This is a genomic window from Longimicrobium sp., assembly GCF_048594345.1.
Lineage (GTDB): Bacteria > Gemmatimonadota > Gemmatimonadetes > Longimicrobiales > Longimicrobiaceae > Longimicrobium.
Genome location: NZ_JBMDXM010000016.1, coordinates 1 through 22,539 on the forward strand (window position 1 = coordinate 1; position 22,539 = coordinate 22,539).

The following is a 22,539-nucleotide window of genomic DNA, read 5'->3' on the forward strand; positions in this document are numbered from 1 at the left end:
CGTACCTTCGTACCTTCGTACCTTCGTACCTTCGTACCTTCGTACCTTCGTACCTTCGTACCTTCGTACCTTCGTACCTTCGTACCTTCGTACCTTCGTACCTTCGTACCTTCGTACCCCGTACCCCGTACCCCGTACCCCGTACCCCGTACCCCGTACCCCGTACCCCGTACCTCCGGCCGCCCTCAATCCGCCGCGATCGCCGCCTCGCGCTCCGCATTCTCGCGCGCGCCGGCCGCTTCCGACACCGACTCGTCCAGCGTCTCGCGCGGCAGGCGCACGGTGAACCGGCTTCCCGCGCCCTGCGTGCTTTCCACGTCGATGCGCCCGCGGTGGCCGCGGATGATCCCTTCGGAGACGAACAATCCCAGCCCCGTGCCCGTGACGCCGGGCTTGGTGGTGTAGAACGCCTCGAAGATGTGCGGCAGGTCCGTTTCGTGGATCCCCGCGCCCGTGTCTTCCACCACCACCTCCACCGCGTCGCCGTCCGCGCGCGTGGCCACGCGCAGCCGCCCGCCCGCGGGCATGGCGTCGCTGGCGTTCGCCACCAAGTTGGCCAGCACCTGCTGAATCCCCTCCGGGTGCGCCACCACGGGCGGCAGGTCGGGCGCCAGCTCCGCCGATACCTCGATCCCCCGCGACTTGATCTCCGGCGCCGCCAGCGTGAGCACACGCGTTACGAGGGAGTTGAGGTTCAGCAGGCTGCTGGCGTCGGACTGGGGGCGGCTCTGGTCCAGCAGCCGCCGCGTGAGCCCCGCCATCCGCGACAGCTCCTCCTGCGCGAGCGTAAGGAACTCGCGGTTGGGGTCGTTGGGGTTTCCCCGCCGCTCCAGCGCCTCCAGGCAGTTCTGGATGTTGTAGATGGGGTTGTTGATCTCGTGCGAAAGCTGCGCGACCAGCCGGCCCATGGCCGCCAGCTTTTCGCGGTGGATCATCTCCGCCTGCGCCGACCGCAGCCGCGCCTCGCGGTCGGCGATGGCCTTGCGCATCTCGCCGAACGCGCGCGCCAGCTGGCTGATCTCGTCCATCCCCGTACGCGGCAGCGGCGCCGCAAAGTCGCCGCGCGCCATGCGGGTGGACGCCTCGGCCAGCTGCTGCGCCGGCCGCGCCACGATGCGCGAGATGGCCGCCGCCAGCACCAGCGCCAGCACCAGCGCCATGAAGCCGATGCCGAACAGCGACCGCTTGATGGCCGTGGCCACCTCCAGCTCCTGCGTGATGGGGCGCAGAAAGATGGCCGTGGTCTGCAGCCCGCGCGAGACCAGGGTGACCGGCGCCGCCATGTACGCCTGGTCCGCCAGGATCTGCCGCGCCCCGCCGTTGTTCGCCATCGGCAGCAGCGCCCGCAGCTCGTCACGGTCCAGCCGCGTCTGCGCGCTGTCGGAAAGGGTGGTGCCCACCAGCGAGTCGCCCACCATCAGCACCACCTCGGTGTTGCGCCCCAGCTCCTTCTTGATCGCCGCGGCGCTCAGCCGCTGCCCCACGCCGATCTGCCCCAGCCGCAGCGTGTCGGCCCACACCGGCTCCAGCGAAAAGCGCAGCGGCGGCTTTCCGTCGTCGGTAAGGGCCACGATGGTGCCCAGCTCCCCCGCGCTGGCGATGGCGCGCGCGTCCAGCCGCGGGCCGAACATGGACTTGCCGGTGCTGTCGATGACAATCGCCTCGTCCTTTTCCAGCTCCGCGCTCAACACGCGCTGCAGGCGGCGGTTGTCGCCGGCGGCCCAGCGGGCCCGTACCTGCTCGTTGAGCGCCAGCGCGCGGGCCCTGGTGGCCAGCAGCATCCCGTTGGTGTCCCAGGTGGAGCGCAGCGACACGCCCGCGCCGTTCACCTCGTCGCGGGCGCGCTCGTACACGCCGCGCTCCACCGCGCGGGCGATGAGCATCAGCGCCGGCACCACGATGAGCAGCGCCGTGGCGGCGAAGAGAAAGAAGACCTTGGTGCGGAGCGAAAGCCCCCTCATAACGGCCCCGTTCGTAGCCCCTGTCCCGTCTTCAGATGTTCACTGAACACCCTGCCGGTGTTCAGTGAACAGTCGCGGCGGCCGTCCGGGCGGTCGGCGAACCGTGCCGGAGCGGGCGGGAAGTGCAAGAAAGTTAAGGCGTGGCGCCGGTTTTCGCCACTCGGGCCATGGATGGCCCGTTCGGCATACCCGTTGCCAATACAGGGCCCCGACCGCGCAGAGCGCGGACCGGCGGCCGGCCAACAGCCCGGCCGGAGCAAACACCCAACTGGGAGTACCACGATGATCAAGCGCATCTTCTCGATCGCGGCTCTGTCGATGATGGTTGCCGCCTGCGGCGGCGGCGATGAGGCCGGTGAGGGCGAGGTCGTTGCCGACAGCACCACCGTGACCACCGTTCCGGGCACCGACACCGTGAGCCAGCCGACCGTCGTGCCGACCACCGACAGCGTGCTGACCACCACCACGACCACGACCGACACCATCCAGGGCCAGGCCCAGACGACCGGCACGGCCACCACGACCGACACCGCGGCTCATCCGTAATCGAGCTGTTTCCGGGGCTGGCGCGCATCCGGGCGCCAGCCCTTCGCATACCTACCGAGGAGTACCGACGATGAAGAAGCTGATCGCGATGTTCGGCATCCTGGCGCTGGCCGCCTGTGGCGGCGGCGACGCCGAGGAAGGCGCGGCCATGGAGGACACCACCGCGGTGACCCCCGTGACCGAGACTGCCCCGGTGACCACCACGCCGATGGACAGCACGGCCATGACGACCATGCCGATGGACAGCGGCGCCGCCGCCACCGGCACCATGACCGACACCACCATGGACAGCACGGCCACCACGACCACGCCGTAATTTCGGCTGGACGCTGGCTTTTCGCAGGGCCCGGACGTTCGCGTCCGGGCCCTGCGTGTTTGGGGGTACGGGGTACGGGGTACGGGGTACGAAGGTGCGTGAGTGCGTGAGTGGACCCGTCCGCGTGCGTCCCTTCCGCCGAACGCTCGTACCCTCGTACTTTCGTACCCTCGTACTTTCGTACCTTCGTACCTTCGTACTTTCGTACTTTCGTACCCATTCCCCCGATGGAGGGCCGGTGATGTCGTCACGCGTGCGATGGGCGGCCTTTGCGCTGGTGCTGGCGGCGTGCGGCGGAACGGGTGGCGAGCCCGGGCCCGCGAAGGTCGAAGCCGGCGCGGATTCAGCCGCGGCGGCGGGGCAGGGCACGGCGGACAGCGTGGCGCAGTGGCGGGCGCGCTTCGGCAACCGGGTGCCCAGGCCGGATTCCATCCGCGCGCTGTACGTGAACGGCTGGGCCGCGGGCGGGCGCACCCGCATGCGCGAACTCATCCGCATCGCCGACGAGACGGAGATCAACGCGTTCGTCGTCGACATCAAGGAAAGCGACACCTACCTCACCCACGACTCCACCGGCATCGCGCTCGCCAGGGAGATCGGGGCCGACACCATGCCTCGGTCCAAATGGCTGCCGGAGCTGGTGGATACGCTGATTGCGCACGGCATCTATCCCATCGCCCGCATCGTCGTCTTCAAGGACCGCATGCTGGCGGAACGGAAACCGGAACTGGCCATCCGCCACACCGACGGAAGCGTGTGGCTGGACCAGAAGGGCAAGCCGTGGGTGAATCCCTATGACCGGCGCGTGTGGGACTACAACGTCGCCATCGCAAAGGAAGCCCTGGACATGGGCTTCAGCGAGGTGCAGTGGGACTACGTGCGCTTTCCCGACGTGACCGAGGCGCGGCGGCGCACCATGGCGTTCCCCGGCGCCGGCGGCGTGTCGCGCGAGGACAACATCGCCGCATTCATCCGCTATTCCAAGGAGCAGCTGGCCGAGTACCAGGTGCCGGTGACGGCGGACGTGTTTGGCCTGGCGACGCACGTGGAGGGCGACGTGGGGATCGGACAGAACTGGGAAAAGGTGATCTCCACGGCCGACGCGGTGCTGCCGATGGTGTATCCGTCGCACTACTTTGGCGGCGTGTACGGATTCAGCCGGCCCAACGCGCACCCGTACGAAATGGTGCGCATCAGCATGCAGGACGCGGTGGAGCGCACCCGCGCGGTGCAGCGCCGCGGGCAAAAGACGGGCGAGATCATCCCCTGGCTGCAGGCCTTTACCGCCGACTACCTGCACGACGGCATTACCTACGGCGCCAGCCACGTGCGCCAGCAGATCGCCGCCACGTACGACTCGGGACTCAAGAGCTGGGTGTTGTGGAATCCAGGGTCGAAGTACGACGTCTACCTTCCCGCGCTGCGCCCCGCGGACGGCTCGCCCTCGCCGCTGGAGCGCGGAGGATGGAAGCCGCTCGCCTGGCAGGTGCCGCGCGCACGGATGAGCGCCGTGGTGCGGCGGATGGACCAGGCCACCCGCGCCGCCGCCGCGGATTCCGCCAGGGGCGCATCGGGTGATTCAACCGGTGGCGCACGGCGCGAAGGGACCTGAGGCCGGAAACGCCACACGCAGTTGAAGCCCCGTCCGGCGAGCGCAAGCGAGCCGGGACGGGGCTTATCGCTTTCCCAGCAGCGGGTTTACCCGCTCATCCTCGCCGCTCATCCTCGCCCCTCATCCTCGCCCCTCATCCTCGCCGCTCATCCTCCTCGATCTCCCCCGTCGGCGCGGGGCACGGGCCTTTCGGCGTCGCGCGGCGTCCAGGGTACTCCAAACGCAAAAGGTGCGGGGGCGCGTCATCCGCACCCCCGCACCTTCGTACCCTCGTACCGCCTTACGGAGCGGCGGGCGTGACGTTCACCTCGGGGGTGACCACCGTCTGCGTGTCCGTGGTCACTTCCACGTTGGCGGGATCCACGTCAACCTTGGGCATCTCGCCGCCCTGCACGTCCACGTCCGGCAGCTTGCCCTCTTCCTCTACTTCGGCGGTGCAGGCCACCGCGCCCATCGTAAGGGCCAGCGCGGCCACCGTCATCAGTCGCTTGAACATGTCGGGATCTCCCGTTCGTGTGAGACTACCGTTCGCGGTGCCCCTTTTAGCAACGTGCGTGCCCAATGTGTGTAGAAGCCGCTGAACGTCGTGCTTGCCCCCCTCCGGCCCCGTGCGTACGTTGCGGCTCCAGGACCGGCGTTCACGAACGCCCTTATCGCCCGCATTCCCCGCCATGGCCCAGCCCAGCCCCGTTCCCGTTCCCCTGGAGCAGACGCGCGAGCGTATCATCCAGCAGCTGTGCGAGCACTTTGCCTACGACAACCTGTCGGCGGAGGCGCTCGAGGAGCGGCTGGACCGCGCGCACGGCGCCGCCACGCTGGACGACCTGCGCGCGCTGGTGTCCGACCTTCCCGTGGTGGCCGCGGACGCCACGCCGGGCGCCAGGACGTTCGTGGGCCCGGCCACGGGCGCGCACGTAAGCGAGCGGCAGATCATCATCGGCATCATGGGCGGCGCCGAGAAGAAGGGGGTGTGGACGCCCGCGAAGCAGATCTACGTGGTGGCCATGATGGGCGGCGCGGAGCTGGATTTTCGCGAGGCGCGCTTTGGCCCCGGGGTCACGGAGGTGATCGTGTTCGCCATCATGGGCGGGGCGGAGATCATCGTCCCTCCCGGTGTGCACGTGGACCTGAACGGGATGGCGGTGATGGGCGGGTTCGGGCAGACCGGCTCCGTGCCGCCGCCGACCGATCCCAACGCGCCCGTGCTGCGCATCGGCGGGTTCTGCCTGATGGGCGGGGTGGAGGTGAGCATCCGCTACCCCGGCGAGCGCTCCAGGGACGCCCGCCAGCGCGAAAAGCTGGACCGCCAGGAGAAGAAGCGCCTGTCCGGCGGCTGATCCTTTCCCGCTCACCCCGCCGGGGCCGCACGTCCCCACGCCTCGGCACGTTCGTCCTTTCGCCACCGTTCCCGCCATGTATCCAGAGGACGTCGGGAGCCTCATCTCATCCATCGGCCTGTTCACGCAAACGGGCGGCGCCCTGCTGCTGGTGGGCCTGTTCGCGGCGCTGCTTCGCGCGCACCCGCGCCGCCAGCCGTACTTTCGCGAGTGGACGCGCGCCTGGATCTGGCTGCTGGCCGCACTGCTGGGCGTGGTGGTGCAGTACGCCATCCCGCAGGTGTCCGGCAATTCGCTGGCGGTGCGGGCGGCCAACCTGCTGTACCAGACGGGAAAGCTGCTTTTTGTGGTCCACCTGCTGTGCGGCACGCTCAACTACGTGATGGGCGTGCGGCCGCGCGCGTTCCTGCGGCGCGCGGTTCCCATCGCGGTGGGGTACGGCGTGCTGACGACGTTCCTTCCCGGCGTGCTGCTGAACGGGGTGATGCTGCTGCAGGCGCCGCTGATCGCGGGGCCGTTCGTGCTGTGCGCGTGGCTGCTGCTGCGCCTGCCGCCCAGCCGCGGCACCATGGGCAGCCGGGCTACGGGCGCGGTGTTCGCCATGATCGCCACGCTGTGGATGGGATACGCGCTGGCGCTGGCGACGGGTGGCATTCCCGCGCTGCGGGAGCCGGCGGGGCCGCTGGACTTTCTGCTTCAGTACAACAGCTACCTGGACCTGCTGCTGCAGGTGCTGCTGGGGTACGGAATGGTGGTGGTGCTGATGGAGGACGTGAAGCGGGAAGCGGACGATGCCCGCGCGCAGCTGTCCGTGGCGCACGACCGGCTGCAGCGCGTGACGCTGTACGACGCGCTTACCGGCGCCCTGAACCGCCGCGCCTACGAGGACGGGGTGGGGCTGGAGGCCGTGGGTGCGCGCTTTGGCACGGCGATGATGCTGGACATGGACAACCTGAAGCGCGTGAACGACACCTACGGCCACGCGGCGGGCGACGAGCTGGTGCGGCGGCTGGTGCAGACGGTGCGCGGGTGCGTGCGGCCGCTGGACCGCGTGTATCGCTGGGGCGGCGACGAGTTCCTGGTGCTTTTTCCCGCCGCTCTCCCCGACGACGTGGTGCCACGCGTCCGCGCCGCGCTGCGCCACGCCAACGAGGCGCTGGCCGACGGCGAGCTCCCGCCGCTGGAGCTGCAGGTGAGCATCGGCGCCGCCGACTTTGCGGGCGCCGAGGGCATCGCCGGCGCCATCCTCCGCGCCGACAAGGCCATGTACGAGGAAAAGGCCAGGAACCGGCGGATCACCGTCCCCGTGTATCGCATGGCGTAGCGTCCCTCTCCCGCAAGCGGGAGAGGGTATGAACGTCGCGACAGCGTGCGGATCGTTACCGCTGTCGTAGTGGAAGCCCCGTCCCGGAGACGCGTCAGCGGCGCCGGGACGGGGCTTGTCGCTTTCCCAGCAGCGGGTTTACCCGCTCATCCCTCGCGCGTCCGCGAACCGGAAGCACCAGCGCCTGCGGACGTGCCGCTCCCCGGCCATCGACGTGGCGGATGGTTTTCGGGATCGCGCATCAGGTGGTGCGATCGACGCGTTCCGATGCGCTCCGGACACCATCGATCGATCCACATCCCTTTTCAAAAAAATGCGGATGGCCCCCTGCCGCATTCCATCTGCTTCCCGTTTCCGACATCCCTACAAAAGATCCTCCCGCCCGATTGGCCCACCTGCACCCGACACCTGGGAATCGTGCTTCCGATCGCGAGTCCAGAGGAAACGGCACGAGAAAACTCCGTTAACTCCGTTGACTCCGTGTGAGGCCCATTCGTTTGTAGATCTGGAACGAGGTGCAATCTCAGATCACCCGATGCGGACCTTGACGACCACCTTCTTGACCGTGTGGCGGGCGCCGGCCATGCAGCCCGGCTTGTGCGCGTCGTCCGGATGAAAGATGGCCAGGTCGCCGGGGCGCATCAGCAGCGAGCTGGCGAACGGCGGGTCGGCGTAAAAGGCAATGTCGGTCGCCTCGTCGTACGGGGTCTCGACGGTAAGGGCGGCGGCGGGGGCGTGAAGGATACGCTCGTGGCCGTCGGCGACGTACTGCAGGTCCACGTGGCGAACGTGCGTCTCCAGCCGCTTCTCCGTTCCCGGCACCGTTTCGTACGTCTGCACCAGCGCAAACACGTCGTCGCCGTCGATGGGGTGGCGGCCGTCGGGGAGGGCGGGGTCCATCGACCGCAGCCAGCGCAGGCCGGCCGCCACGCGCGGCCCCAGCACCTCGTACGGGGCGGAATCCGCCAGCGTCGTCAGGATCAATCTTCCTCCGTTTCCGTTGCCTGGGCCTCCACGTGGTCGATGCCGTGCGCGGTGATGCGCAGCACCAGCCCCGTGCGCCCCGTCTTGCTGACGTATCCGTGGTCCTCCAGGTAGCGGACGATGCGCTCGGCGTCCTGGCGGCTGATCTCCAGCTCTTCGGCTACCTCGTACGCGTCCTGGTACTCGGTGCTCTGCTCCTCGGAGCAGCGGTACAGGTGCTCCAGAAAGCGGCGCCGGTTCTCGCGTCGCCGGCGGATCTCGTCGCTCATGGTTCCGGCGGTCACATGGGGGTGACGAACAGGTGCGTCCAGTACCCCTCGCGCAGGCCGATGCCGTGATGCGTGAGGCTGCACCGCTCCAGGTTCTGCCGGTGCCCCGGGCTGCCCAGCCACCCGTTCAGCACGTCGCGCGGGGTGCCGGGGTGCTGCGCGATGTTTTCGGCCATGGAGCGGTAGCCCACGCCGTGCGCCGTCAGCCGGTCCGTGGGTCCGCGCCCCTCCGGCGACCGGTGATCAAAGTAGTTGCGGCGCGCCATGTCTTCCGAATGCGCCTGCGCGGCGTCGGCCACCGGCTGCATCCACACCAGCTCCGGGCACCCCTTCGACCGACGATGCGCGTTCACCAGCGCCGCCATCTCGTCGATCATCCTCCGCCCGCTCCCCGGCCCGGAGACGCTCACCGGTGCCTCCGCGGGAGAGGTGGATGATCCCGTCGATCCGCCAGCGGGCGGCGCGGGCGGCGGCACCTGGATGGTAATGCACGAAGCCGCCAGCGCCGCCGCGGCGCCGGCCACGATCCAACGCATCTCATTTCTCCTTCAAGAATCCGTTCAGCAGCTCCATCATCCGCAGGTCGTACGGGTCGGCCGAGGCGTCGTCATCGCCGATCTCGTAGTTCTGCTGCGGCGTTTCAAGGATGAGCGGAATGCCGCGGCTGCGCGGGTCGGCCAGCAGCCAGCGGAACGGCTCGGCGCCAATCTGGCCGTCGCCCAGCAGCATGTGGCGGTCCTTGTTGCTGGCGAACGCGCCCTCGCTGTCGTTCAGGTGAAAGAAGCCGGGCTTTTCCCCCACCGTCTGCTCCCACTCGTCCAGGATCTCCTTTTGCCGCGCCTGCGACTCGTGGATCGCCCAGCCGCTGGCGAACAGGTGGCAGGTGTCCAGCCCGTACCCCGTGCGCTCGCGCAGCCCGTCCGGCACGTGGCGCAGGATGTCGGCCACCTCCTCCGCCGTGCGACCCACCGTCTTTCCCGCGCCTGCCGTGTTTTCCACCAGCAGCCGCGTGGGCCCGTGCGATTCCTTGAGCGCCTGGGTGATGGCGTCGGCGACGCGCTTGGCCGCCGCCTTGGGATCGCCGTCCGTCGCGGAGCCGGGATGGAAGCAGACGGCACCCACGCCCAGCGCGTTGGAGCGCTTCATCTCCATCGTCAGTCCCGCCGCGGCGCGCTCCCACTTCTCCGGCTCGGCCGTGGCCACGCTCAGCACGTACGCGGCGTGGACCACCACGTGCTCCGGCTTGATGCGCGTTTCCCGCAGAGCCGCCTGGAATCGTTCCACCCGCTCGGGCTTGATGGTGGACTTGTCGCCGTAAAAGCGGGGGATGGCGGTAAAGCACTGCAGCGCCCGCATTCCCGCGGCGCCGGCGCGCAGCGCGGTCATGTGAAGGCCGCCGTTGTCGACGGTGTGTGCGCCGATAAAGTGCTGCTGGGCCATGGCTCGGAGCGTTGGGTGGATGAAGGGAGCGGAACCGCGCGGGTATCAAGGTGTGGCGGCGCCACGCTCCGCGCGAGAGGGGGCACCGTGAAATTTCGTGCCCGCCCCTTGCATGGGGTGTGTTCACGGTGCAGGTTGCGGGCACGATCCACCGCCCGCCCCCTGGTTGCACCAGCCCATCCGCCGCGCGCCGGAACGCCAGACCGGCGTCCTCTCTGGCCGCGGCGCCCGGCGAAAGCTACTGTTTCCGCATGGATACCACATACCTGGACGGCACCGGCCTGCGCGGCGCGCTGATCACCGCGTCGGAATACGTGCAGCGGCATCGCGCGGACCTCAACCGCATCAACGTCTTTCCCGTTCCCGACGGCGACACGGGGACCAACCTGGCGCTCACCGTCGGGTCCATCGCCGAGCAACTGCGGCGCAACACCGACTCGTCGCTGGGCGGGGTGGCCCGCGCCGCCGCCAACGCGGGGATCATGGGCGCCCGCGGCAACTGCGGGATGATCCTTTCGCACTTTCTCCTGGGCTTCGCCGACGCCGTGGGCGACCGGCCCCGGCTGGCCGTGACGGAGTTTGGCCAGGTGCTGCGCAGCGCGACGGAGCACGTGTACAAGGCCCTCGAAAAACCGGTCGAGGGAACGATGATCACCATCATGCGCGCCATCGCCGACGAGGCGGAGCGGCTGCAGCACTCGGACTTCGTGGTCCTGTTCGAGCGGCTGCTGGTCAAGGCGCGCGAGGCGCTGGCCAGCACGCCCGAGTTGCTGCCGGTGCTCAAGACCCGCGGCGTGGTGGACGCGGGCGCCAAGGGCTTCGTCCACATCCTGGAGGGGATCGCCGGCTACCTTTCCGGCGACCCGCTGGTGGCGCTGGACGAGACGCCGGAGTACGATGCCGAGCCGGCCGTCTTTGCCGCGGCCGAGGCCGACTACTCGGCCGAGGAGCAGTACCGCTTTTGCACCGAGGCGCTGGTGCGCGGCGACGCGCTTCCCACGCAGGACACGGTGCGCGCCTGGCTGCGCGAGCGCGGCGACTCGCTCGTCGTCATCCGCAGCGGCGACATGCTCAAGGTGCACGTGCACACCGACGAGCCCGAGGCGGTGTTCGGCTACCTGCGCGGCTTTGGCCGCCTGGCGTCGCACAAGGCCGAGGACATGCACGCCCAGCACGCGGTGGCCGAGCGCGCGGCGGCGGGGCACATGACGCTGGCGCGCCGCCCGGTGAGCGTGGTGACCGACACCGCCTGCGACCTGCCCGACGAGGTGGTGCGTGCCCACGGCATGCACCTGGTGCCGCTGAACCTGATCTTCGAGAACCAGGTGCTGCGCGACCGGCTGGACATCTCGGCCGACGAGTTTGTGGAGCAGCTCAAGAAGGGTGCGCATCCCAGCACGTCGCAGCCCACGCCGGCGGCGTTCATGGAAGGCTTTCGCCGCGCGGCCGAAGAGGGCGAGAACGTGATCGCCATCCTGCTGTCCTCCGCGCTTTCCGGCACGTACGCCAGCGCGCAGGTGGCGGCGCGGCAGCGGGCGGACGGCGAGGTGCCCGTTCACCTGTTCGACAGCAAGGCCGGCTCGCTGCTGCAGGGGCTGCTGGCGCTCAAGGCCAGCGAGCTGGGCGAGCTGGGATGGGAGCCCGCCCGCATCATCGCCGAGCTGGAGCGCGTGCGAAAGCAGTCGGGCTTCTTTATCGTGCTCGACACCTTTGAGCGGGCGCTGGCGTCGGGTCGCGTGGGGCGCGGCAAGGCGTGGCTGGGCAGCCTGCTCGACATCAAGCCCGTGCTCGACATCGACGCGGCCGGCAAGCTGCTTCCCATCGACCGGGTGCGCGGCCGCAAGAACGCGCTTCCCAAGATGCTGGAGATCCTGGAGCGCAAGGTGCCCAGGGGCGCAAAGAAGGTGCGCTTCGGCATCATGCAGGTGGCGGCGCCGGAGATGCTGGAGCCGGTGACGGCCGAGATCCGCAAGCGCTACGGCAACGTGGACATCATGACCTCCGCCGGCACCCCCATCATCGGCACGCACGCGGGCGAGGGCGCCTGGGGGATCGCATACCTGGTGGAGGACTGACGCGGCTCCTCATCCATCGAACGTGGCCGTGAAGAGCCGGCGGAGGACGACATCCTTCGCCGGCCTTTCCGCGTCGGGCTGTACGGCGTGCTCTTTCAAGCCCGCCGTAAATGCCACGGCCGATCCGGAGCGGTGATGGTACCGGTTTTTGCATCACACGGAGGGTGGAAAGGTATGGATCCCCACCCTGTCGGAGGGCCCGGTCATGTTCGTGCTGGTGGAGCATTACGTGAACGACGTGCAGCGTTTCTGGTCCGCCGTCCGGCACGCCATCCCCGTCCGCACCGAGCGGGTGGCGCTGCACCACTGCTTTCCCACGCCCGACGGCTCCCATGCGGTGTGCGTGTGGGAGGCGGAGAGCATCCGCGACGTGCGCTCGTTCGTGGAGACGTACATCGGCCACGCCAGCCGCAACCTCTACTTTCCCGTCGAGAACGCCGCCGGCACCTCGCTTCCCTCCGACGTCGAGATCCCGGGCGAGGAAATGGTGGGGAGCTGACGTACGCCGAAGCGCCGCTCCAGCACGTCAACGCCTGCACGGTTCACAACACGATCTCAGATGGGATCCGGGAAAACAACATCGGAAGGTACAGAGGGACCGAGAACAGCCAGAGGAACAGAGGTGATCCGCATTCCGTCCTCTGTTGCTCCGGCTGTTGTCTGTTCCTCTGTACCCTGACCTCTGTTTGCCGTAATCCGAGGTGAGGTGAGGTGTTTATCCGGACTTGGTATCTGCATCAGGATCAGCCATCAGATCGATGAATCAAAATCCCGAAGCGTTGACTTCCTGAGAGAGCGCTATGCCGAACCCGAAGCTACGCAACCGCTTGCGCGCGACCGAAGGACCTAGCCTGCCCCCATGTAAGGCTGCGATCCGAGCGTCGAATCCAGCCCCCAGGTCGTGCTGCCGACGTCCTTCGGTCGGCGCTCTGATTTCAACGGCGGGGCCGGTCCTGCGCGAGCCGTTCTCCTCACGATTCCGGATCACGACGCGGCGGCGAGGGCGGCGGCGTGGCGCGGGAGCGCGTGGATGAAGTCCGTCACCGTAGTGAGGATGCGGTCGTCGCGCAGGAGGCGGCGGTGGCCCAGGCCTTCGGCGGCGACAAGGCGGCTGCCGGGCCACGCGTCGGCGATGGACTCGGCGTGGGCCCAGGGGACCTCGCGGTCGGCGGGGTCGTGCACCAGCAGCGCGGGAACGTGCAGGTGCGTGACGGCCCAGCGCGCGTCCAGCGACCGCGGCTCGCGGCCGATGGTGTCGGCGATGTGCCGCATCATTCCCTCCGCGCGCTCCGGCGGCAGTCCAATCGCTCCGGTAAAGCGGTCCGTGAACAGCGCCGGCCCGATCACCGGCGCCAGCAGCACGGCGCCGCGCACGTCCATCCCGTGCTCCGCCAGCGCGATGGCCACCGTCGCCCCGCCAAACGAGTGGCCGGCCACCGCGTGCACCGGCCCTACGGCGGCCGAGACGGCCTTCATCACCCGCAGCCACTCCACCATGTTGGTCCGCCGGCCCGCGGAGCGCCCGTGCGCGGGGAAATCGAACAGTACCACGCGGTAGCCGGCGGCCTGCAGCCGCTCCGCCAGGGGCACCATGTCAGTCGCCGTGCCGCCCCATCCGTGCGCCAGCAGCACCGTAGGCCCGCGCCCCCAGCTCCACGCCGCCACCCGCAGCTCCCCCTCGCGCACCTCCAGCCGGTACCGCTCCGCCGCCGCGTCCTCCATCACCACACCGTTCTTCCTGGGTCGTGGCGGAGTGAGAAAGAGGGACGCGGCGTGCCGTTCCACCGCCCGCGGAGCCACCGCCGCCGCCACGCGGAACCAGGTGCGCAGCGCCAGCAGGCCGATCGGGAGATTCGCAGCACGACCGTTCGTGCTTTTCTTGGGCGCTGCGGATGTGGTGTTCGTCATCGTCCGGATCTCCTGCGTGTGTGGAGGTGGATGCGGATCAGGCGCGCGCGGCGGCGACCAGCGCGTCGAAGGCCTGCCGGGCGTGCTGTTCGGCCAGCGGGTCGCCCAGCAGGCGGCGCGCATGGTAGTAGCCCAGCACCAGTCCCAGCTGCTGGAATGCGAAGAGGGCGGAGTCCAGGTCGGCGCGAAAGTGGCCCGCGTCCACGGCGATACGGGCAGCCTTGGCCAGGAAGGCCAGCCACTGCCGCTGCCACGAGACCAGCGTATCGCGGGCGGGGCCGGGGCGGTCGTCCAGCTCCGCCGCCGCGTGCATGAACACGCAGCCGCCCGGCAGGCTCTCGTGCCGCTCCCACACCAGCCAGTGCTCAAACAGGCTGCGCACGCGCGGCTCGCCGCGGGGCTCCTGCATCGCCGGCTTCAACACGATCTCCGCGAAGCGGGCGGAGGCGGCCTCCAGCACGTCGATCTGCAGCTCTTCCTTGCTGGTGAAGTGCGCGAACAGGCCGCTTTTGGACATGCCCACGTCCGCGGCCAGGCGCCCGAGGCTGATCCCCTCCAGCCCCTCCACGCTCGCCGTACGCAACGCGCTTTCGATGATGCGGTCCCTGGTCGCGGCTCCCTTGCTCATGAGATGCAGCTTACGACCGATCGTGCTTTTTTGCAAGAGGGATGATTGGCGCTACCGGGACGATGGAACGTCGAGGAGGGCGAGATAGAGACGGTGCGGGTTGGCGACGCGCCGTAACGGCCGCGTGTCATCACGGAGGTGAATCGGGACTCGCCCTGCGGCACCCCGGGCTAAAGCCCGGGGCTATGAAGGCCATAAGCCCCGCCCTGGGCTCGCGGAGCTCGCCCGGCGGGGCTTCACCTGCTCGTGCGGGCAGGGGCCTGCCCGCTGCGCGGGATCCGCACGGGGAAGACACCGCAGCTGAGGAATTGCACCGTCGGTTGTGCGACGTTTATACCCTCTCCCGCTTGCGGGAGAGGGTGCGAGCCTTAGCGAGCGGGTGAGGGCTTCAGCGGGCTGCGCGCATCACGAGCGATCGGGCGTGATGCGGATGGTGAGGTCGGCGCTGCGGATGATCATCTCACCGGTGCGCGGGTCGGTGGTCACGTTCACCGGCGCGCCGCGCACCTCCACCCGCGCCCCGCCCGCGCTGCCGGAGTAGCGCAGGCGCTGCCCGGTGGCGGGGGCGGGTGCCGTGGGGGCGCGGCCCGCGTCGGGGCGGCGCAGGGCCGTCATGGACGTGTTGTGAACGCGGCCGTCGCGGGTGTACGTCCAGCGCACCTGCTGGCCAGGCTGGATGGCGCCAAAGCGGGTCCACCCCGCCTGGGTGGTGATGGACACGCCGTCCACGTGGGTAAGACGGTCGCCGCGCCGCATGCCGGCGCGGGCGGCGGGGGTGCCGGGCTCCACGTTCTGCACCGTGGGCTGCTCGCGAAAGCGGAAGGTGGTGGCGCGGCCGGTTTCCTGGTGAACTCCGCAGTTGTTGCACTGGATGCCGAACCCGAACCACCCGTCCGGCATGATCGCCGGCGGCGGAGGCGGAGCCGGGGGCTCCGGCGGTGCGGGCGGGGCCGCCGGCGTTTGCCCGTGCGGCGGACGCGGAGGCTGCGGCGGACGCGCGGGTGCGGGCTCGCGGTGCGGGGCCGGCGGCGCCGGGGCGCGCGTCACGGCGGGCGGGCGCGGAGGCGCGGACGGCCTGCCGGGCGCGTCGGGACGCGGGGGCACCGGCGGCCGGCCGGGCACGGCGGCGCGCGGGGCCGCCGGCGGACGGGGCGGAGTGGGGGGCGTGGGTCGGCGCTGGCAGCGCGTGCCCGCCTGCACGGTGACGTCCTGCACGCGCCCGCCGCGGCGGATGGAAAGCCGCACCTGGTCGCCCGGATCGATCGCCGAAAAGCGCCGCCCGCCCTCCGACGTGGTGATCAGCTGCCCGTCCACCGCCACGATGGCGTCGCCGTCGCGCAGGCGTCCCGCGGCGGGCCCGCCGCCGCGCGCGCCGCCGATCACCGGCTCGCCACGGAACTCCCACACGGGCCGCTGCTCGTCGCGCTGCGAGATCGAGATCCGCCCGCCCAGGTTGTCGAAGCCCAGGTCCGCGGCCACCCGCCCGCGTCCGTTGTCACACGACTGCCCCACCCGCTGGGCCGCCGCCGGGGCCGCGCACACCATCGCCGCAGCCAGCGCGGCCGCCGAAATCCGATATCCTGCCGTCATGGGAATCATCCCCAGTGAAAGTGTCGAGTTTCCAGGATCAAGTGCCCGGTCCATCGATCATCCGCCCCATGAGTCCAGGCACTGGATGCCGGGCATCGCCCTTCAGAACCACACCACCCGCTGCTTCTGCCCCGCGCCCGCCGCCTGCGCGCTGTCCGCGCGCTGAAAGCCGGCCAGCACGGCGCCCGCGATGGGATCGTCCGGGGCGATGCGTACCAGCTCGTCGGCGGCGGCGCGCAGGATCCGCGTGGCCACCTCGCGCCCCTCCACCGGCGTGGCCTTGCCGCTGTCGGAGAGCGCCGCCATCTGCCCCAGCGCGTCCACGTAGGCCGAGCCCGTCTGCTGCACCAGCAGGGCGGCCTGCCGTTCGTTCTGCGCCTGCACCGCCTGAACCACCTGCGCGGTGGCGCGCGTGCCCATCCACTGGCCCACGGTGATGCCGGTGGCGAACAGGGCGATCCCCGCCGCCACCGCACCGCCCAGCCACGCCCGCGGAATGCGGCGGATGCGTCCGCCTGCCTTGGGCGCCTCGATCAGGCCGCGGTCGCGCAGGGCGCCCACGGTGCGCTCCTCCAGCAGCCGCCCCGGGTCGCGCTCGCGTGCCAGCGCGGACAGCTGGCTGCGCAGCTCCGGCGTCATCTCCTCGTCCATCCCGTCGTCATGCGTGCTCATGTGCTTCCTTCATCGCGGGCTCCAGCAGCCGCCGGAGCGCCTTTCTGGCATGGGAGAGCTGGCTTTTGGAGGTGCCGGGGGCGATCCCCAGCCGCTCGCCGATCTCGTCGTGGGTGTAGCCCTCCACGTCGTGCAGCAGCAGCACCGACCGGTAGCCTGCCGGCAGCAGGGCAATCGCCCGCTCCAGGTCGATGCGTTCGCCGTCGCGGGGCGGCGGGCGCCAGGGCTCGCTGGCGTCGTCCAGTGGCTGCCAGCGTCCCTGCTTGCGCAGCAGCCCCCGCGCGACGTTGATCCCGATCCCCGTAAGCCAGGTGCCGAACGCCGCCTCCCACCGAAACCCGCCCAGCGCCTCGGTGGCGCGGATCCAGGTTTCCTGCACCACGTCTTCCGCGTCGTGCTCCGCGCCGCCCAGCATGCGCAGCACCAGCTGGTACAGCCGCGGCGTGTGCCGGGCATACAGCTCGCGAAAGGACTGTTCGTCCCCCCGTAGGAGAAGCGCCTGGGCAAGCGCCTGGTCGGGTACCGCGGCGGGTTCGGCTCTCATGCGTGCTTATGTGGCGCGGGAGGCGCGGATGGTTGCATGGGAGTGGGGAAGGAGGCGAGGGGAGACGGGAAGGGGCGGTGCGCACGGCGGGGAACCCTCACCCGCTCGCTTAGGCTCGCACCCTCTCCCGCAAGCGGGAGAGGGTATAAACGTCGCGCATGCCGGCGCTGCGTTTCCTCGAGGGCGGAGTGTTCCCCGCGGGGATCTCGCGCGGCGCGCAGGCCCCTGCCCACACGAGCAGGTGAAGCCCCGCCGGGCGAGCTCCGCGAGCCCAGGGCGGGGCTTATCGCTGTCCCAGCAGCGGGTTTACCCGCTCATCGGGCCGCGGCTCGGGGGACGGAAGCCGCCCTCGCCCGCCGGTCCTGGCGGCTCAGGTGCCAGGAGAGCAGCGTGTAGAACAGCGGATACGAAAGCGAGAGCCAGAGCAGCCACGGCTCCACATCCGGATAGTCCAGCAGCGTCCACAGCATAAACGCCAGCCACGCGAACGCGCCGATCAGCAGCGGCATTCGCCAGGGCCGCGGCGCCAGGGTGGGATAGATGAAGCGCACCGGCAGCACCGTCAGGATCGCCAGCGCCACGACCATCACGCCGCTAACCAGCGGGTGCAGCAGGCCGGCGTAAAAGGCGACGATGTTCCAGTACGACGGGAATCCTCGGAAGAATCCGCCGCCCTCGTCCTTGGCTCCCGTGTTCGCGAACCCGAAGAGGGAGGCGATCAGCGCCGGGGCGATCCAGGCGAGGACGGGCTCCGGGACCCACTCCATCCGCCACACCAGCAGCAGCGGAAGAAAGGTGAAGGTGATGTAGTCGACGATGTCGTCGATGGCGCGGCCGTCGATCTCCGGCGCCGTGCGCTTTACCTCCCAGCGCCGCGCCAGAAAGCCGTCCGACGCATCGACCAGCGTGGCCGCCGCAAAGAGCGCAAAGACGATGCGCGGGTCCGGGCGCGGCGAAAAGATCTCCGCCGCCGCCAGCGCCGCCAGCACGATCCCCGACGCCGTGTACAGGTGCACGGCATAGCCGCGAATCCGCTCGCCCGTGGTGACCGGGCGGCCGTCCGCCGGATGGCTCACTCGCGCCCCGGGCGGTCGTCGCCGGTGGCGGCGGCTTCGGCCTGCGCCTCCAGGCGGTCTTCCGCGCGCTCCTCGTCGCCCGGCTCCTTTTCCGGCTCCGGCTGCGCGACCTCCGCGTCGGGCTCGTAGCTCAGCTCGATGAGCATGGGGTAGTGGTCCGAACCGATCCTGGACAGCCGCCGCAGCTCCACCAGGCGAAAGTCGTTGCTGTGGAACACGTGGTCCAGCGGATAGCGAAAGAACGGGTTCTTGGCGTTGTAGCTGTTGAAGAACCCGCGCCCGCGCCGAGGATCCAGCAGCCCGGACAGGCGGATGAACAGCTCGCTCGTAGGCGACCACGCCACGTCGTTCAGGTCGCCGCACACCACCGTGGGCCGGTCCTCCTCGTCGCCGATGATCTTGCCCATGATGACCAGCTCCGCGTCGCGCGGGGTGCTGTCCTGGTCGCGGATCGGCTCCGGCGGGCGGGGGTGAATGCCGTGCAGCGACACGTGCACGCCGCCGGGCAGCTCCAGCACCGCGTGCATGGACGGGATGTCGTCCTGCACCAGGAACTCGCAGCGCGCCTCCACCAGGGGCAGCCGCGAGTACAGCATCATCCCGTAATAGTTCTCCTGCGGCTGCTCCAGCCTGTGCGGATAGGTGCGCTTGAGCGGCTCCAGCCCCTTGGCCCACGCGGCGTCCGTCTCCACCGCCAGCACCACGTCGGGCGCGGCATCCTCGATCACCCGCAGCAGCAGGTCGTGCCGCGTGTTTTCCATCAGCACGTTGGTGATCAGCAGGCGAAACGAGGGGTGCCGCCGCGTCTCCAGCGAACGGCCCTTGATGGAACCGATGGTGCTGCGCTGCACCTGCTTGGACGCGGCCGGGGTGTAGGGAAAGATCTTGTACGCCTGCCACAGCGTGGTCGCCGCCATGGCGGCCAGGAACGCCCACTCCAGCGCGTCCCGGTCAAAGAAGAACACCGTGTAAGCGATCCCCGCCGCGGCGGCGAGAAACCCGATCTGTACGCGGGGAAAGTCCCACAGGCGCACGCTCCAGTGCGAGCCGGGAAACAGGCTCACCACGGTAACCAGCGCCGCCAGCACTCCCAGCGCGACGGTGACCCACTGCGCGACGTGCATTCAGGCCGATAAGCGTGGGTGGATGGATAGTGATCGCATCTCCATTATGCGTACGTCGTGCCATTCAAGCTTTGTCCTGATTTTTACGGCCCACGCCGCCTCGTCACACCCCGGCGCGGCCGGGCGTTCTGAGGATGAATGCCGATGGTCGTCCACCCTGTACACGGAGAGGCTGAATGAAGCTGACTGGTTTGAAGAGTCTGGTGGCGGCGTGCGTGGCGGTGCTGGCGGCGTGTGACGGCGGCAGCCTTACGGGCGTGACCGGCGAGCAGATGGAGCTGGCCAACGCACAGCGGCTGTGGAGCGTAAACGGCATGGACGACTACGGGATGACCGTCCGGCTGACGGGCGCCTGGTTCGGCGGCAAGGCCGTCATCGAGGTGCGCGGCGGCGTACCCGTGTCCGTGAAGCCGGTGGAGCCGGCCAACGGCGTCACCGCCCAGCTGTGGGAATCGTATGACACCGTGGAGGAGCTGTTCGGCATTCTGCAGCGGGCCGTCGAGGAGGATGCCTTCCGCATCGACGCCACCTTCCACGCGCAGTACGGCGTGCCGGTAGAGGTATTCGTCGACCATCGCGAAAGCTGGGTGGATGATGAGCAGGGCTTCGTCGTAGAAACCTTCGATCCCCGGTAGCAATCCGCGAGCGGCGGAGAAAGGACGAGGACGCAGCGGATGATCGACATCCCCTGCGTCCTCGTCTTTTTCATCCCGCTCCATCAGCCCCGCGGCCAGTACATGATCACGCCCACGCCGGCAATGCACAGCATCGCCCCCACCACGTCCCCCGCGTCGGGCCTGATCCGGTCGATGCGCCATCCCCAGAGGATGGAAAGCACCACGAACACCCCGCCGTACGCAGCGTACACCCTGCCGAAATGCGCCGGCTGAAGCGTGGGCACCACGCCGTACAGGAACAGGATCAGCCCTCCCATGGCGCCGAACACCCAGCCGCGCCCCTCGCGCAGCCACTGCCACACCAGGTAACCGCCGCCGATCTCCAGCAGCCCGGCGAGCACAAACAGGAGGATGGACACGACGAGCGGACGAAAATCCATCGGACCGGTTCCTTTCGGTTGTGGTGCGCGGATGGGGACGACGATTTCACTGTAGCGATGAATCCCGACGTTCAGTCATCCTGAGGGAGGCGCCGCTCCATAATCCGTTCATACACAATACCCTGGCACCGACCGAAGGACCTTGCCGGCAGAAGCGTGAGGCTGGCTTCATGCCGCGCATCTGGCCTTACGGTGGCGGAGAAAAGGTCCTTCGGTCGCGCGTAAGCTCTTGTGTTCCTGAAGGTTCCGCGTGGCGCTCCCTCAGGATGACACCGTTTACCAACTTGTATCCATATCCCGAATCGGGAAAAACACCATCGGAAGGTACAGAGGGACGGAGAACAGCCAGAGGAACAGAGGAGGACTACGGATCACCTCTGTTCCTCTGGCTGTTCTCTGTTCCTCTGTACCCTGACCTCTGTTTCCTCCGCGTCTCCGCGTGACACCCGCCGTTTCAGAGCGTGTGGAAGCGCTCCTTGATCTCGTTCACCAGCGTGATGTAGCCGGGGCGCTCGCGAATGTCCGGCCGCCAGGCGAGGCCCTTTTCGATCAGGTCAATGGTCTCGACGATGCGCGCACCGGGGATGACGTTGCCCGCCTGGTCGCGATCGCGGCCCATCAGCCAGATGGTGTCGGACACCGCCACCGCGGCGGAAACGTCGTGCGTCACCACGATGATGGTGTTGTGCTCGTGCGTCTGGCTTACCTCCAGGATGAGCTTCTGCACGTTTTCCTGCTGGATCACGTCCAGGCCGCTGAACGGCTCGTCCATCACCAGGTACAGCTCCGAGCACAGCAGCTGCTGCGCGATGGCGATGCGCTGGCGCTGGCCGCCGGAAAGCTGCAGCGGATACTTGTCCGCGTGCGCCGCCAGCCCAAAGCGCTCCAGGTACTTCATCGACGCTTCCTTGGCCGCCACCGCGCTCATCCCCGCCTGCCTGGCCGCGATCAGCAGGTTGCCCAGCACGGAGCGGTGTTCGAAAAGCACGTAGTTCTGCGCCACCACGCCTACCAGCCCGGGCTGCGCCGGCACCGCCTTGTCGCCGATGCGCACCGTGCCCTGGTCCGGCTTCAGCAGCCCGGCAAGCACGTGGAACAGGGTGGTCTTGCCCACGCCCGAGGGACCCAGCAGCCCCACGATCTGCCCCTGCTGCATTCCGGGGCGGATCAGGTCGTGCACCTGCGCGGTAAGGTCGCGCAGCACGGGCACGCCGCCGCGGGTCACCGTCACGCCCTGCAGGTCAAGCAGCACCCCGCCGCGCGAGTATTCCATCACGTCGCTCATCGCCCGTTACCTCCGCACCGTGGCCAGCGCCGCGTGCGGCACCACCGTCGCCTTGAGCCAGGCCAGGAACGCGTCCTGGAAGAATCCCGCGATCAGAAAGACGATCTGCACGGCGATGATGGCCGCCAGGTTGAAGTGCTTGTTCTGGTCCATCAGCATGGCGCCAATGCCGCCCTCGCTGCGGCTGATCCCTTCCACCATCGTCAGCATCATCCACCCGATGGCCGCGTTCTGCCGCAGCACGTCGAGCGTGACCCCCATCTGCCCCAGCACGATCACCTCCCACACCACGCGCCACTCGCCCATGCGCAGCGTGCGGGCGTGGTCCAGCTTTTCTCGCGGCACCGAGGCCACCACGTCCACCATGGAGGTAAGGAAGAAGGCGGAGATGCCGAACACCAGCAGCGACACCTTCAGCGGCCGCCCGCCGCCCACCATCATGGTGAAGATGAAGGTGAGGCCCACCAGGCTCAGGAAGCGCGCGCGGGTGAGCGCCATGATGAACGGCCGCACCCCCGCCACCACCGTAAGGTAGGCCAGCGCCAGCGAGATGAGGGTGGCGATCAGCAGCGACTGGGCGAACAGGCCCAGGCTGGTGGCCAGCTCGCCGATCAGCCCCTGGTTCATCATCTCGCCCATGGCCGCGAACACCCGGCCGGGCTTGGGAAAGAACGCGGGCGAGATCATCCACAGAAGCAGGATGACTACCGTCCACATGCCGGCGAGCATCCAGTACGCGCTGCGCGGAATCCACGGGTTGGGGCGCAGCGCGGGACCGAGAGAAGCCATTG

At 69.1% G+C, this 22,539-nt stretch carries 24 protein-coding genes; 8 read left to right on the forward strand and 16 right to left on the reverse strand.

Annotated elements, in window-relative coordinates:
• Window positions 1–185 precede the first annotated feature (185 nt).
• Window positions 186–1,961 carry an ATP-binding protein gene (locus ACOJUJ_RS01515; RefSeq protein ID WP_420125073.1) on the reverse strand — a complete coding sequence of 592 codons (1,776 nt, stop codon included), beginning with the start codon at window positions 1,959–1,961 and terminating at the stop codon, window positions 186–188.
• A 282-nt stretch (window positions 1,962–2,243) separates the two neighbouring features.
• Between ACOJUJ_RS01515 and ACOJUJ_RS01520 the strand changes: the two genes are divergently transcribed.
• From ACOJUJ_RS01520 to ACOJUJ_RS01530, 3 genes are all read left to right on the forward strand, one after another.
• Window positions 2,244–2,507, forward strand: a complete 264-nt coding sequence (locus ACOJUJ_RS01520; RefSeq protein WP_420125074.1) for a hypothetical protein — start codon at window positions 2,244–2,246, stop codon at window positions 2,505–2,507.
• A 70-nt stretch (window positions 2,508–2,577) separates the two neighbouring features.
• On the forward strand, window positions 2,578–2,823 hold the full coding sequence (locus tag ACOJUJ_RS01525; protein ID WP_420125075.1) for a hypothetical protein: 246 nt from the start codon (window positions 2,578–2,580) through the stop codon (window positions 2,821–2,823).
• Between the two features lie 241 nt (window positions 2,824–3,064).
• Window positions 3,065–4,435 carry a putative glycoside hydrolase gene (locus tag ACOJUJ_RS01530; protein ID WP_420125076.1) on the forward strand — a complete coding sequence of 457 codons (1,371 nt, stop codon included), beginning with the start codon at window positions 3,065–3,067 and terminating at the stop codon, window positions 4,433–4,435.
• Window positions 4,436–4,715: 280 nt separating this feature from the next.
• On the opposite strand, the gene ACOJUJ_RS01535 is transcribed toward ACOJUJ_RS01530, so the two are convergent.
• Window positions 4,716–4,931 carry a hypothetical protein gene (locus ACOJUJ_RS01535; RefSeq protein ID WP_420125077.1) on the reverse strand — a complete coding sequence of 72 codons (216 nt, stop codon included), beginning with the start codon at window positions 4,929–4,931 and terminating at the stop codon, window positions 4,716–4,718.
• A 175-nt stretch (window positions 4,932–5,106) separates the two neighbouring features.
• Here ACOJUJ_RS01535 and ACOJUJ_RS01540 point away from each other — a divergent pair, with 175 nt between their 5' ends.
• Both ACOJUJ_RS01540 and ACOJUJ_RS01545 read left to right on the forward strand, forming a co-directional pair.
• Window positions 5,107–5,772: a DUF1707 SHOCT-like domain-containing protein gene (locus ACOJUJ_RS01540; protein ID WP_420125078.1), complete on the forward strand. Its 666-nt coding sequence runs from the start codon at window positions 5,107–5,109 to the stop codon at window positions 5,770–5,772.
• Window positions 5,773–5,848: 76 nt separating this feature from the next.
• Window positions 5,849–7,096, forward strand: a complete 1,248-nt coding sequence (locus ACOJUJ_RS01545; protein ID WP_420125079.1) for a diguanylate cyclase domain-containing protein — start codon at window positions 5,849–5,851, stop codon at window positions 7,094–7,096.
• Window positions 7,097–7,624: 528 nt separating this feature from the next.
• On the opposite strand, the gene ACOJUJ_RS01550 is transcribed toward ACOJUJ_RS01545, so the two are convergent.
• From ACOJUJ_RS01550 to ACOJUJ_RS01565, 4 genes are read right to left on the reverse strand one after another with little or no spacing between them, the layout of a single operon-like run.
• The gene (locus tag ACOJUJ_RS01550; RefSeq protein ID WP_420125080.1) at window positions 7,625–8,080 is read right to left on the reverse strand and encodes a YhcH/YjgK/YiaL family protein; all 456 of its coding nucleotides are present in this window, start codon (window positions 8,078–8,080) and stop codon (window positions 7,625–7,627) included.
• A complete protein-coding gene (locus ACOJUJ_RS01555) occupies window positions 8,077–8,349 on the reverse strand; it encodes a hypothetical protein (protein ID WP_420125081.1) in 273 nt (90 codons plus the stop codon). Before ACOJUJ_RS01555 ends, ACOJUJ_RS01550 begins: the two co-directional genes overlap by 4 nt.
• An 11-nt stretch (window positions 8,350–8,360) precedes the next feature.
• Window positions 8,361–8,885 carry a CAP domain-containing protein gene (locus ACOJUJ_RS01560; protein WP_420125082.1) on the reverse strand — a complete coding sequence of 175 codons (525 nt, stop codon included), beginning with the start codon at window positions 8,883–8,885 and terminating at the stop codon, window positions 8,361–8,363.
• Between the two features lies 1 nt (window position 8,886).
• The gene (locus ACOJUJ_RS01565; RefSeq protein ID WP_420125083.1) at window positions 8,887–9,789 is read right to left on the reverse strand and encodes a deoxyribonuclease IV; all 903 of its coding nucleotides are present in this window, start codon (window positions 9,787–9,789) and stop codon (window positions 8,887–8,889) included.
• Between the two features lie 251 nt (window positions 9,790–10,040).
• Here ACOJUJ_RS01565 and ACOJUJ_RS01570 point away from each other — a divergent pair, with 251 nt between their 5' ends.
• Together ACOJUJ_RS01570 and ACOJUJ_RS01575 are read left to right on the forward strand one after the other, a co-directional pair.
• Complete coding sequence (locus ACOJUJ_RS01570) at window positions 10,041–11,864, forward strand: DegV family protein (RefSeq protein ID WP_420125084.1); 1,824 nt, start codon at window positions 10,041–10,043, stop codon at window positions 11,862–11,864.
• Between the two features lie 205 nt (window positions 11,865–12,069).
• Complete coding sequence (locus ACOJUJ_RS01575) at window positions 12,070–12,363, forward strand: hypothetical protein (RefSeq protein WP_420125085.1); 294 nt, start codon at window positions 12,070–12,072, stop codon at window positions 12,361–12,363.
• Between the two features lie 485 nt (window positions 12,364–12,848).
• Here the strand turns inward: ACOJUJ_RS01575 and ACOJUJ_RS01580 are convergent, their stop codons facing one another.
• The 7 genes from ACOJUJ_RS01580 to ACOJUJ_RS01610 form a co-directional block, all read right to left on the reverse strand.
• Window positions 12,849–13,772: an alpha/beta hydrolase gene (locus tag ACOJUJ_RS01580; protein ID WP_420125086.1), complete on the reverse strand. Its 924-nt coding sequence runs from the start codon at window positions 13,770–13,772 to the stop codon at window positions 12,849–12,851.
• Between the two features lie 37 nt (window positions 13,773–13,809).
• Window positions 13,810–14,400, reverse strand: coding sequence for a TetR/AcrR family transcriptional regulator (locus tag ACOJUJ_RS01585; RefSeq protein WP_420125087.1), 591 nt, complete (start codon window positions 14,398–14,400; stop codon window positions 13,810–13,812).
• 405 nt (window positions 14,401–14,805) lie between these two features.
• A complete protein-coding gene (locus tag ACOJUJ_RS01590) occupies window positions 14,806–15,990 on the reverse strand; it encodes a PDZ domain-containing protein (RefSeq protein WP_420125088.1) in 1,185 nt (394 codons plus the stop codon).
• Window positions 15,991–16,092: 102 nt separating this feature from the next.
• Window positions 16,093–16,662 carry a hypothetical protein gene (locus ACOJUJ_RS01595; protein WP_420125089.1) on the reverse strand — a complete coding sequence of 190 codons (570 nt, stop codon included), beginning with the start codon at window positions 16,660–16,662 and terminating at the stop codon, window positions 16,093–16,095.
• Entirely contained in the window at window positions 16,649–17,206 is a 558-nt protein-coding gene (locus ACOJUJ_RS01600) for an RNA polymerase sigma factor (protein ID WP_420125090.1), read from the reverse strand. Before ACOJUJ_RS01600 ends, ACOJUJ_RS01595 begins: the two co-directional genes overlap by 14 nt.
• A 314-nt stretch (window positions 17,207–17,520) precedes the next feature.
• Entirely contained in the window at window positions 17,521–18,282 is a 762-nt protein-coding gene (locus ACOJUJ_RS01605; protein WP_420125091.1) for a CDP-alcohol phosphatidyltransferase family protein, read from the reverse strand.
• Window positions 18,279–19,406, reverse strand: coding sequence for an endonuclease/exonuclease/phosphatase family protein (locus ACOJUJ_RS01610; RefSeq protein ID WP_420125092.1), 1,128 nt, complete (start codon window positions 19,404–19,406; stop codon window positions 18,279–18,281). Before ACOJUJ_RS01610 ends, ACOJUJ_RS01605 begins: the two co-directional genes overlap by 4 nt.
• 176 nt (window positions 19,407–19,582) lie before the next feature.
• Between ACOJUJ_RS01610 and ACOJUJ_RS01615 the strand changes: the two genes are divergently transcribed.
• Entirely contained in the window at window positions 19,583–20,041 is a 459-nt protein-coding gene (locus ACOJUJ_RS01615) for a DUF6174 domain-containing protein (protein ID WP_420125093.1), read from the forward strand.
• 83 nt (window positions 20,042–20,124) lie between these two features.
• Here the strand turns inward: ACOJUJ_RS01615 and ACOJUJ_RS01620 are convergent, their stop codons facing one another.
• The 3 genes from ACOJUJ_RS01620 to ACOJUJ_RS01630 all read right to left on the reverse strand — a co-directional run bounded on the left by ACOJUJ_RS01620 (window position 20,125) and on the right by ACOJUJ_RS01630 (window position 22,537).
• Window positions 20,125–20,463 (reverse strand): YnfA family protein, encoded by a 339-nt coding sequence (locus ACOJUJ_RS01620; protein WP_420125094.1) that lies wholly within the window; start codon window positions 20,461–20,463, stop codon window positions 20,125–20,127.
• A 454-nt stretch (window positions 20,464–20,917) separates the two neighbouring features.
• The gene (locus ACOJUJ_RS01625) at window positions 20,918–21,748 is read right to left on the reverse strand and encodes an ABC transporter ATP-binding protein (protein WP_420125095.1); all 831 of its coding nucleotides are present in this window, start codon (window positions 21,746–21,748) and stop codon (window positions 20,918–20,920) included.
• A 6-nt stretch (window positions 21,749–21,754) separates the two neighbouring features.
• A complete protein-coding gene (locus ACOJUJ_RS01630) occupies window positions 21,755–22,537 on the reverse strand; it encodes an ABC transporter permease (protein WP_420125096.1) in 783 nt (260 codons plus the stop codon).
• Between the last annotated feature and the right edge of the window lie 2 nt (window positions 22,538–22,539).

Bases quoted from the DNA above. Each gene is read 5' to 3' on its own strand.
- ACOJUJ_RS01515 (WP_420125073.1), bottom strand. From the start codon at position 1,961: ATGAGGGGGCTTTCGCTCCGCACCAAGGTCTTCTTTCTCTTCGCCGCC.
- ACOJUJ_RS01520 (WP_420125074.1), top strand. From the start codon at position 2,244: ATGATCAAGCGCATCTTCTCGATCGCGGCTCTGTCGATGATGGTTGCC.
- ACOJUJ_RS01525 (WP_420125075.1), top strand. From the start codon at position 2,578: ATGAAGAAGCTGATCGCGATGTTCGGCATCCTGGCGCTGGCCGCCTGT.
- ACOJUJ_RS01530 (WP_420125076.1), top strand. From the start codon at position 3,065: ATGTCGTCACGCGTGCGATGGGCGGCCTTTGCGCTGGTGCTGGCGGCG.
- ACOJUJ_RS01535 (WP_420125077.1), bottom strand. From the start codon at position 4,931: ATGTTCAAGCGACTGATGACGGTGGCCGCGCTGGCCCTTACGATGGGC.
- ACOJUJ_RS01540 (WP_420125078.1), top strand. From the start codon at position 5,107: ATGGCCCAGCCCAGCCCCGTTCCCGTTCCCCTGGAGCAGACGCGCGAG.
- ACOJUJ_RS01545 (WP_420125079.1), top strand. From the start codon at position 5,849: ATGTATCCAGAGGACGTCGGGAGCCTCATCTCATCCATCGGCCTGTTC.
- ACOJUJ_RS01555 (WP_420125081.1), bottom strand. From the start codon at position 8,349: ATGAGCGACGAGATCCGCCGGCGACGCGAGAACCGGCGCCGCTTTCTG.
- ACOJUJ_RS01560 (WP_420125082.1), bottom strand. From the start codon at position 8,885: ATGCGTTGGATCGTGGCCGGCGCCGCGGCGGCGCTGGCGGCTTCGTGC.
- ACOJUJ_RS01565 (WP_420125083.1), bottom strand. From the start codon at position 9,789: ATGGCCCAGCAGCACTTTATCGGCGCACACACCGTCGACAACGGCGGC.
- ACOJUJ_RS01570 (WP_420125084.1), top strand. From the start codon at position 10,041: ATGGATACCACATACCTGGACGGCACCGGCCTGCGCGGCGCGCTGATC.
- ACOJUJ_RS01575 (WP_420125085.1), top strand. From the start codon at position 12,070: ATGTTCGTGCTGGTGGAGCATTACGTGAACGACGTGCAGCGTTTCTGG.
- ACOJUJ_RS01580 (WP_420125086.1), bottom strand. From the start codon at position 13,772: ATGACGAACACCACATCCGCAGCGCCCAAGAAAAGCACGAACGGTCGT.
- ACOJUJ_RS01585 (WP_420125087.1), bottom strand. From the start codon at position 14,400: ATGAGCAAGGGAGCCGCGACCAGGGACCGCATCATCGAAAGCGCGTTG.
- ACOJUJ_RS01590 (WP_420125088.1), bottom strand. From the start codon at position 15,990: ATGACGGCAGGATATCGGATTTCGGCGGCCGCGCTGGCTGCGGCGATG.
- ACOJUJ_RS01595 (WP_420125089.1), bottom strand. From the start codon at position 16,662: ATGAGCACGCATGACGACGGGATGGACGAGGAGATGACGCCGGAGCTG.
- ACOJUJ_RS01600 (WP_420125090.1), bottom strand. From the start codon at position 17,206: ATGAGAGCCGAACCCGCCGCGGTACCCGACCAGGCGCTTGCCCAGGCG.
- ACOJUJ_RS01610 (WP_420125092.1), bottom strand. From the start codon at position 19,406: ATGCACGTCGCGCAGTGGGTCACCGTCGCGCTGGGAGTGCTGGCGGCG.
- ACOJUJ_RS01615 (WP_420125093.1), top strand. From the start codon at position 19,583: ATGAAGCTGACTGGTTTGAAGAGTCTGGTGGCGGCGTGCGTGGCGGTG.
- ACOJUJ_RS01620 (WP_420125094.1), bottom strand. From the start codon at position 20,463: ATGGATTTTCGTCCGCTCGTCGTGTCCATCCTCCTGTTTGTGCTCGCC.
- ACOJUJ_RS01625 (WP_420125095.1), bottom strand. From the start codon at position 21,748: ATGAGCGACGTGATGGAATACTCGCGCGGCGGGGTGCTGCTTGACCTG.
- ACOJUJ_RS01630 (WP_420125096.1), bottom strand. From the start codon at position 22,537: ATGGCTTCTCTCGGTCCCGCGCTGCGCCCCAACCCGTGGATTCCGCGC.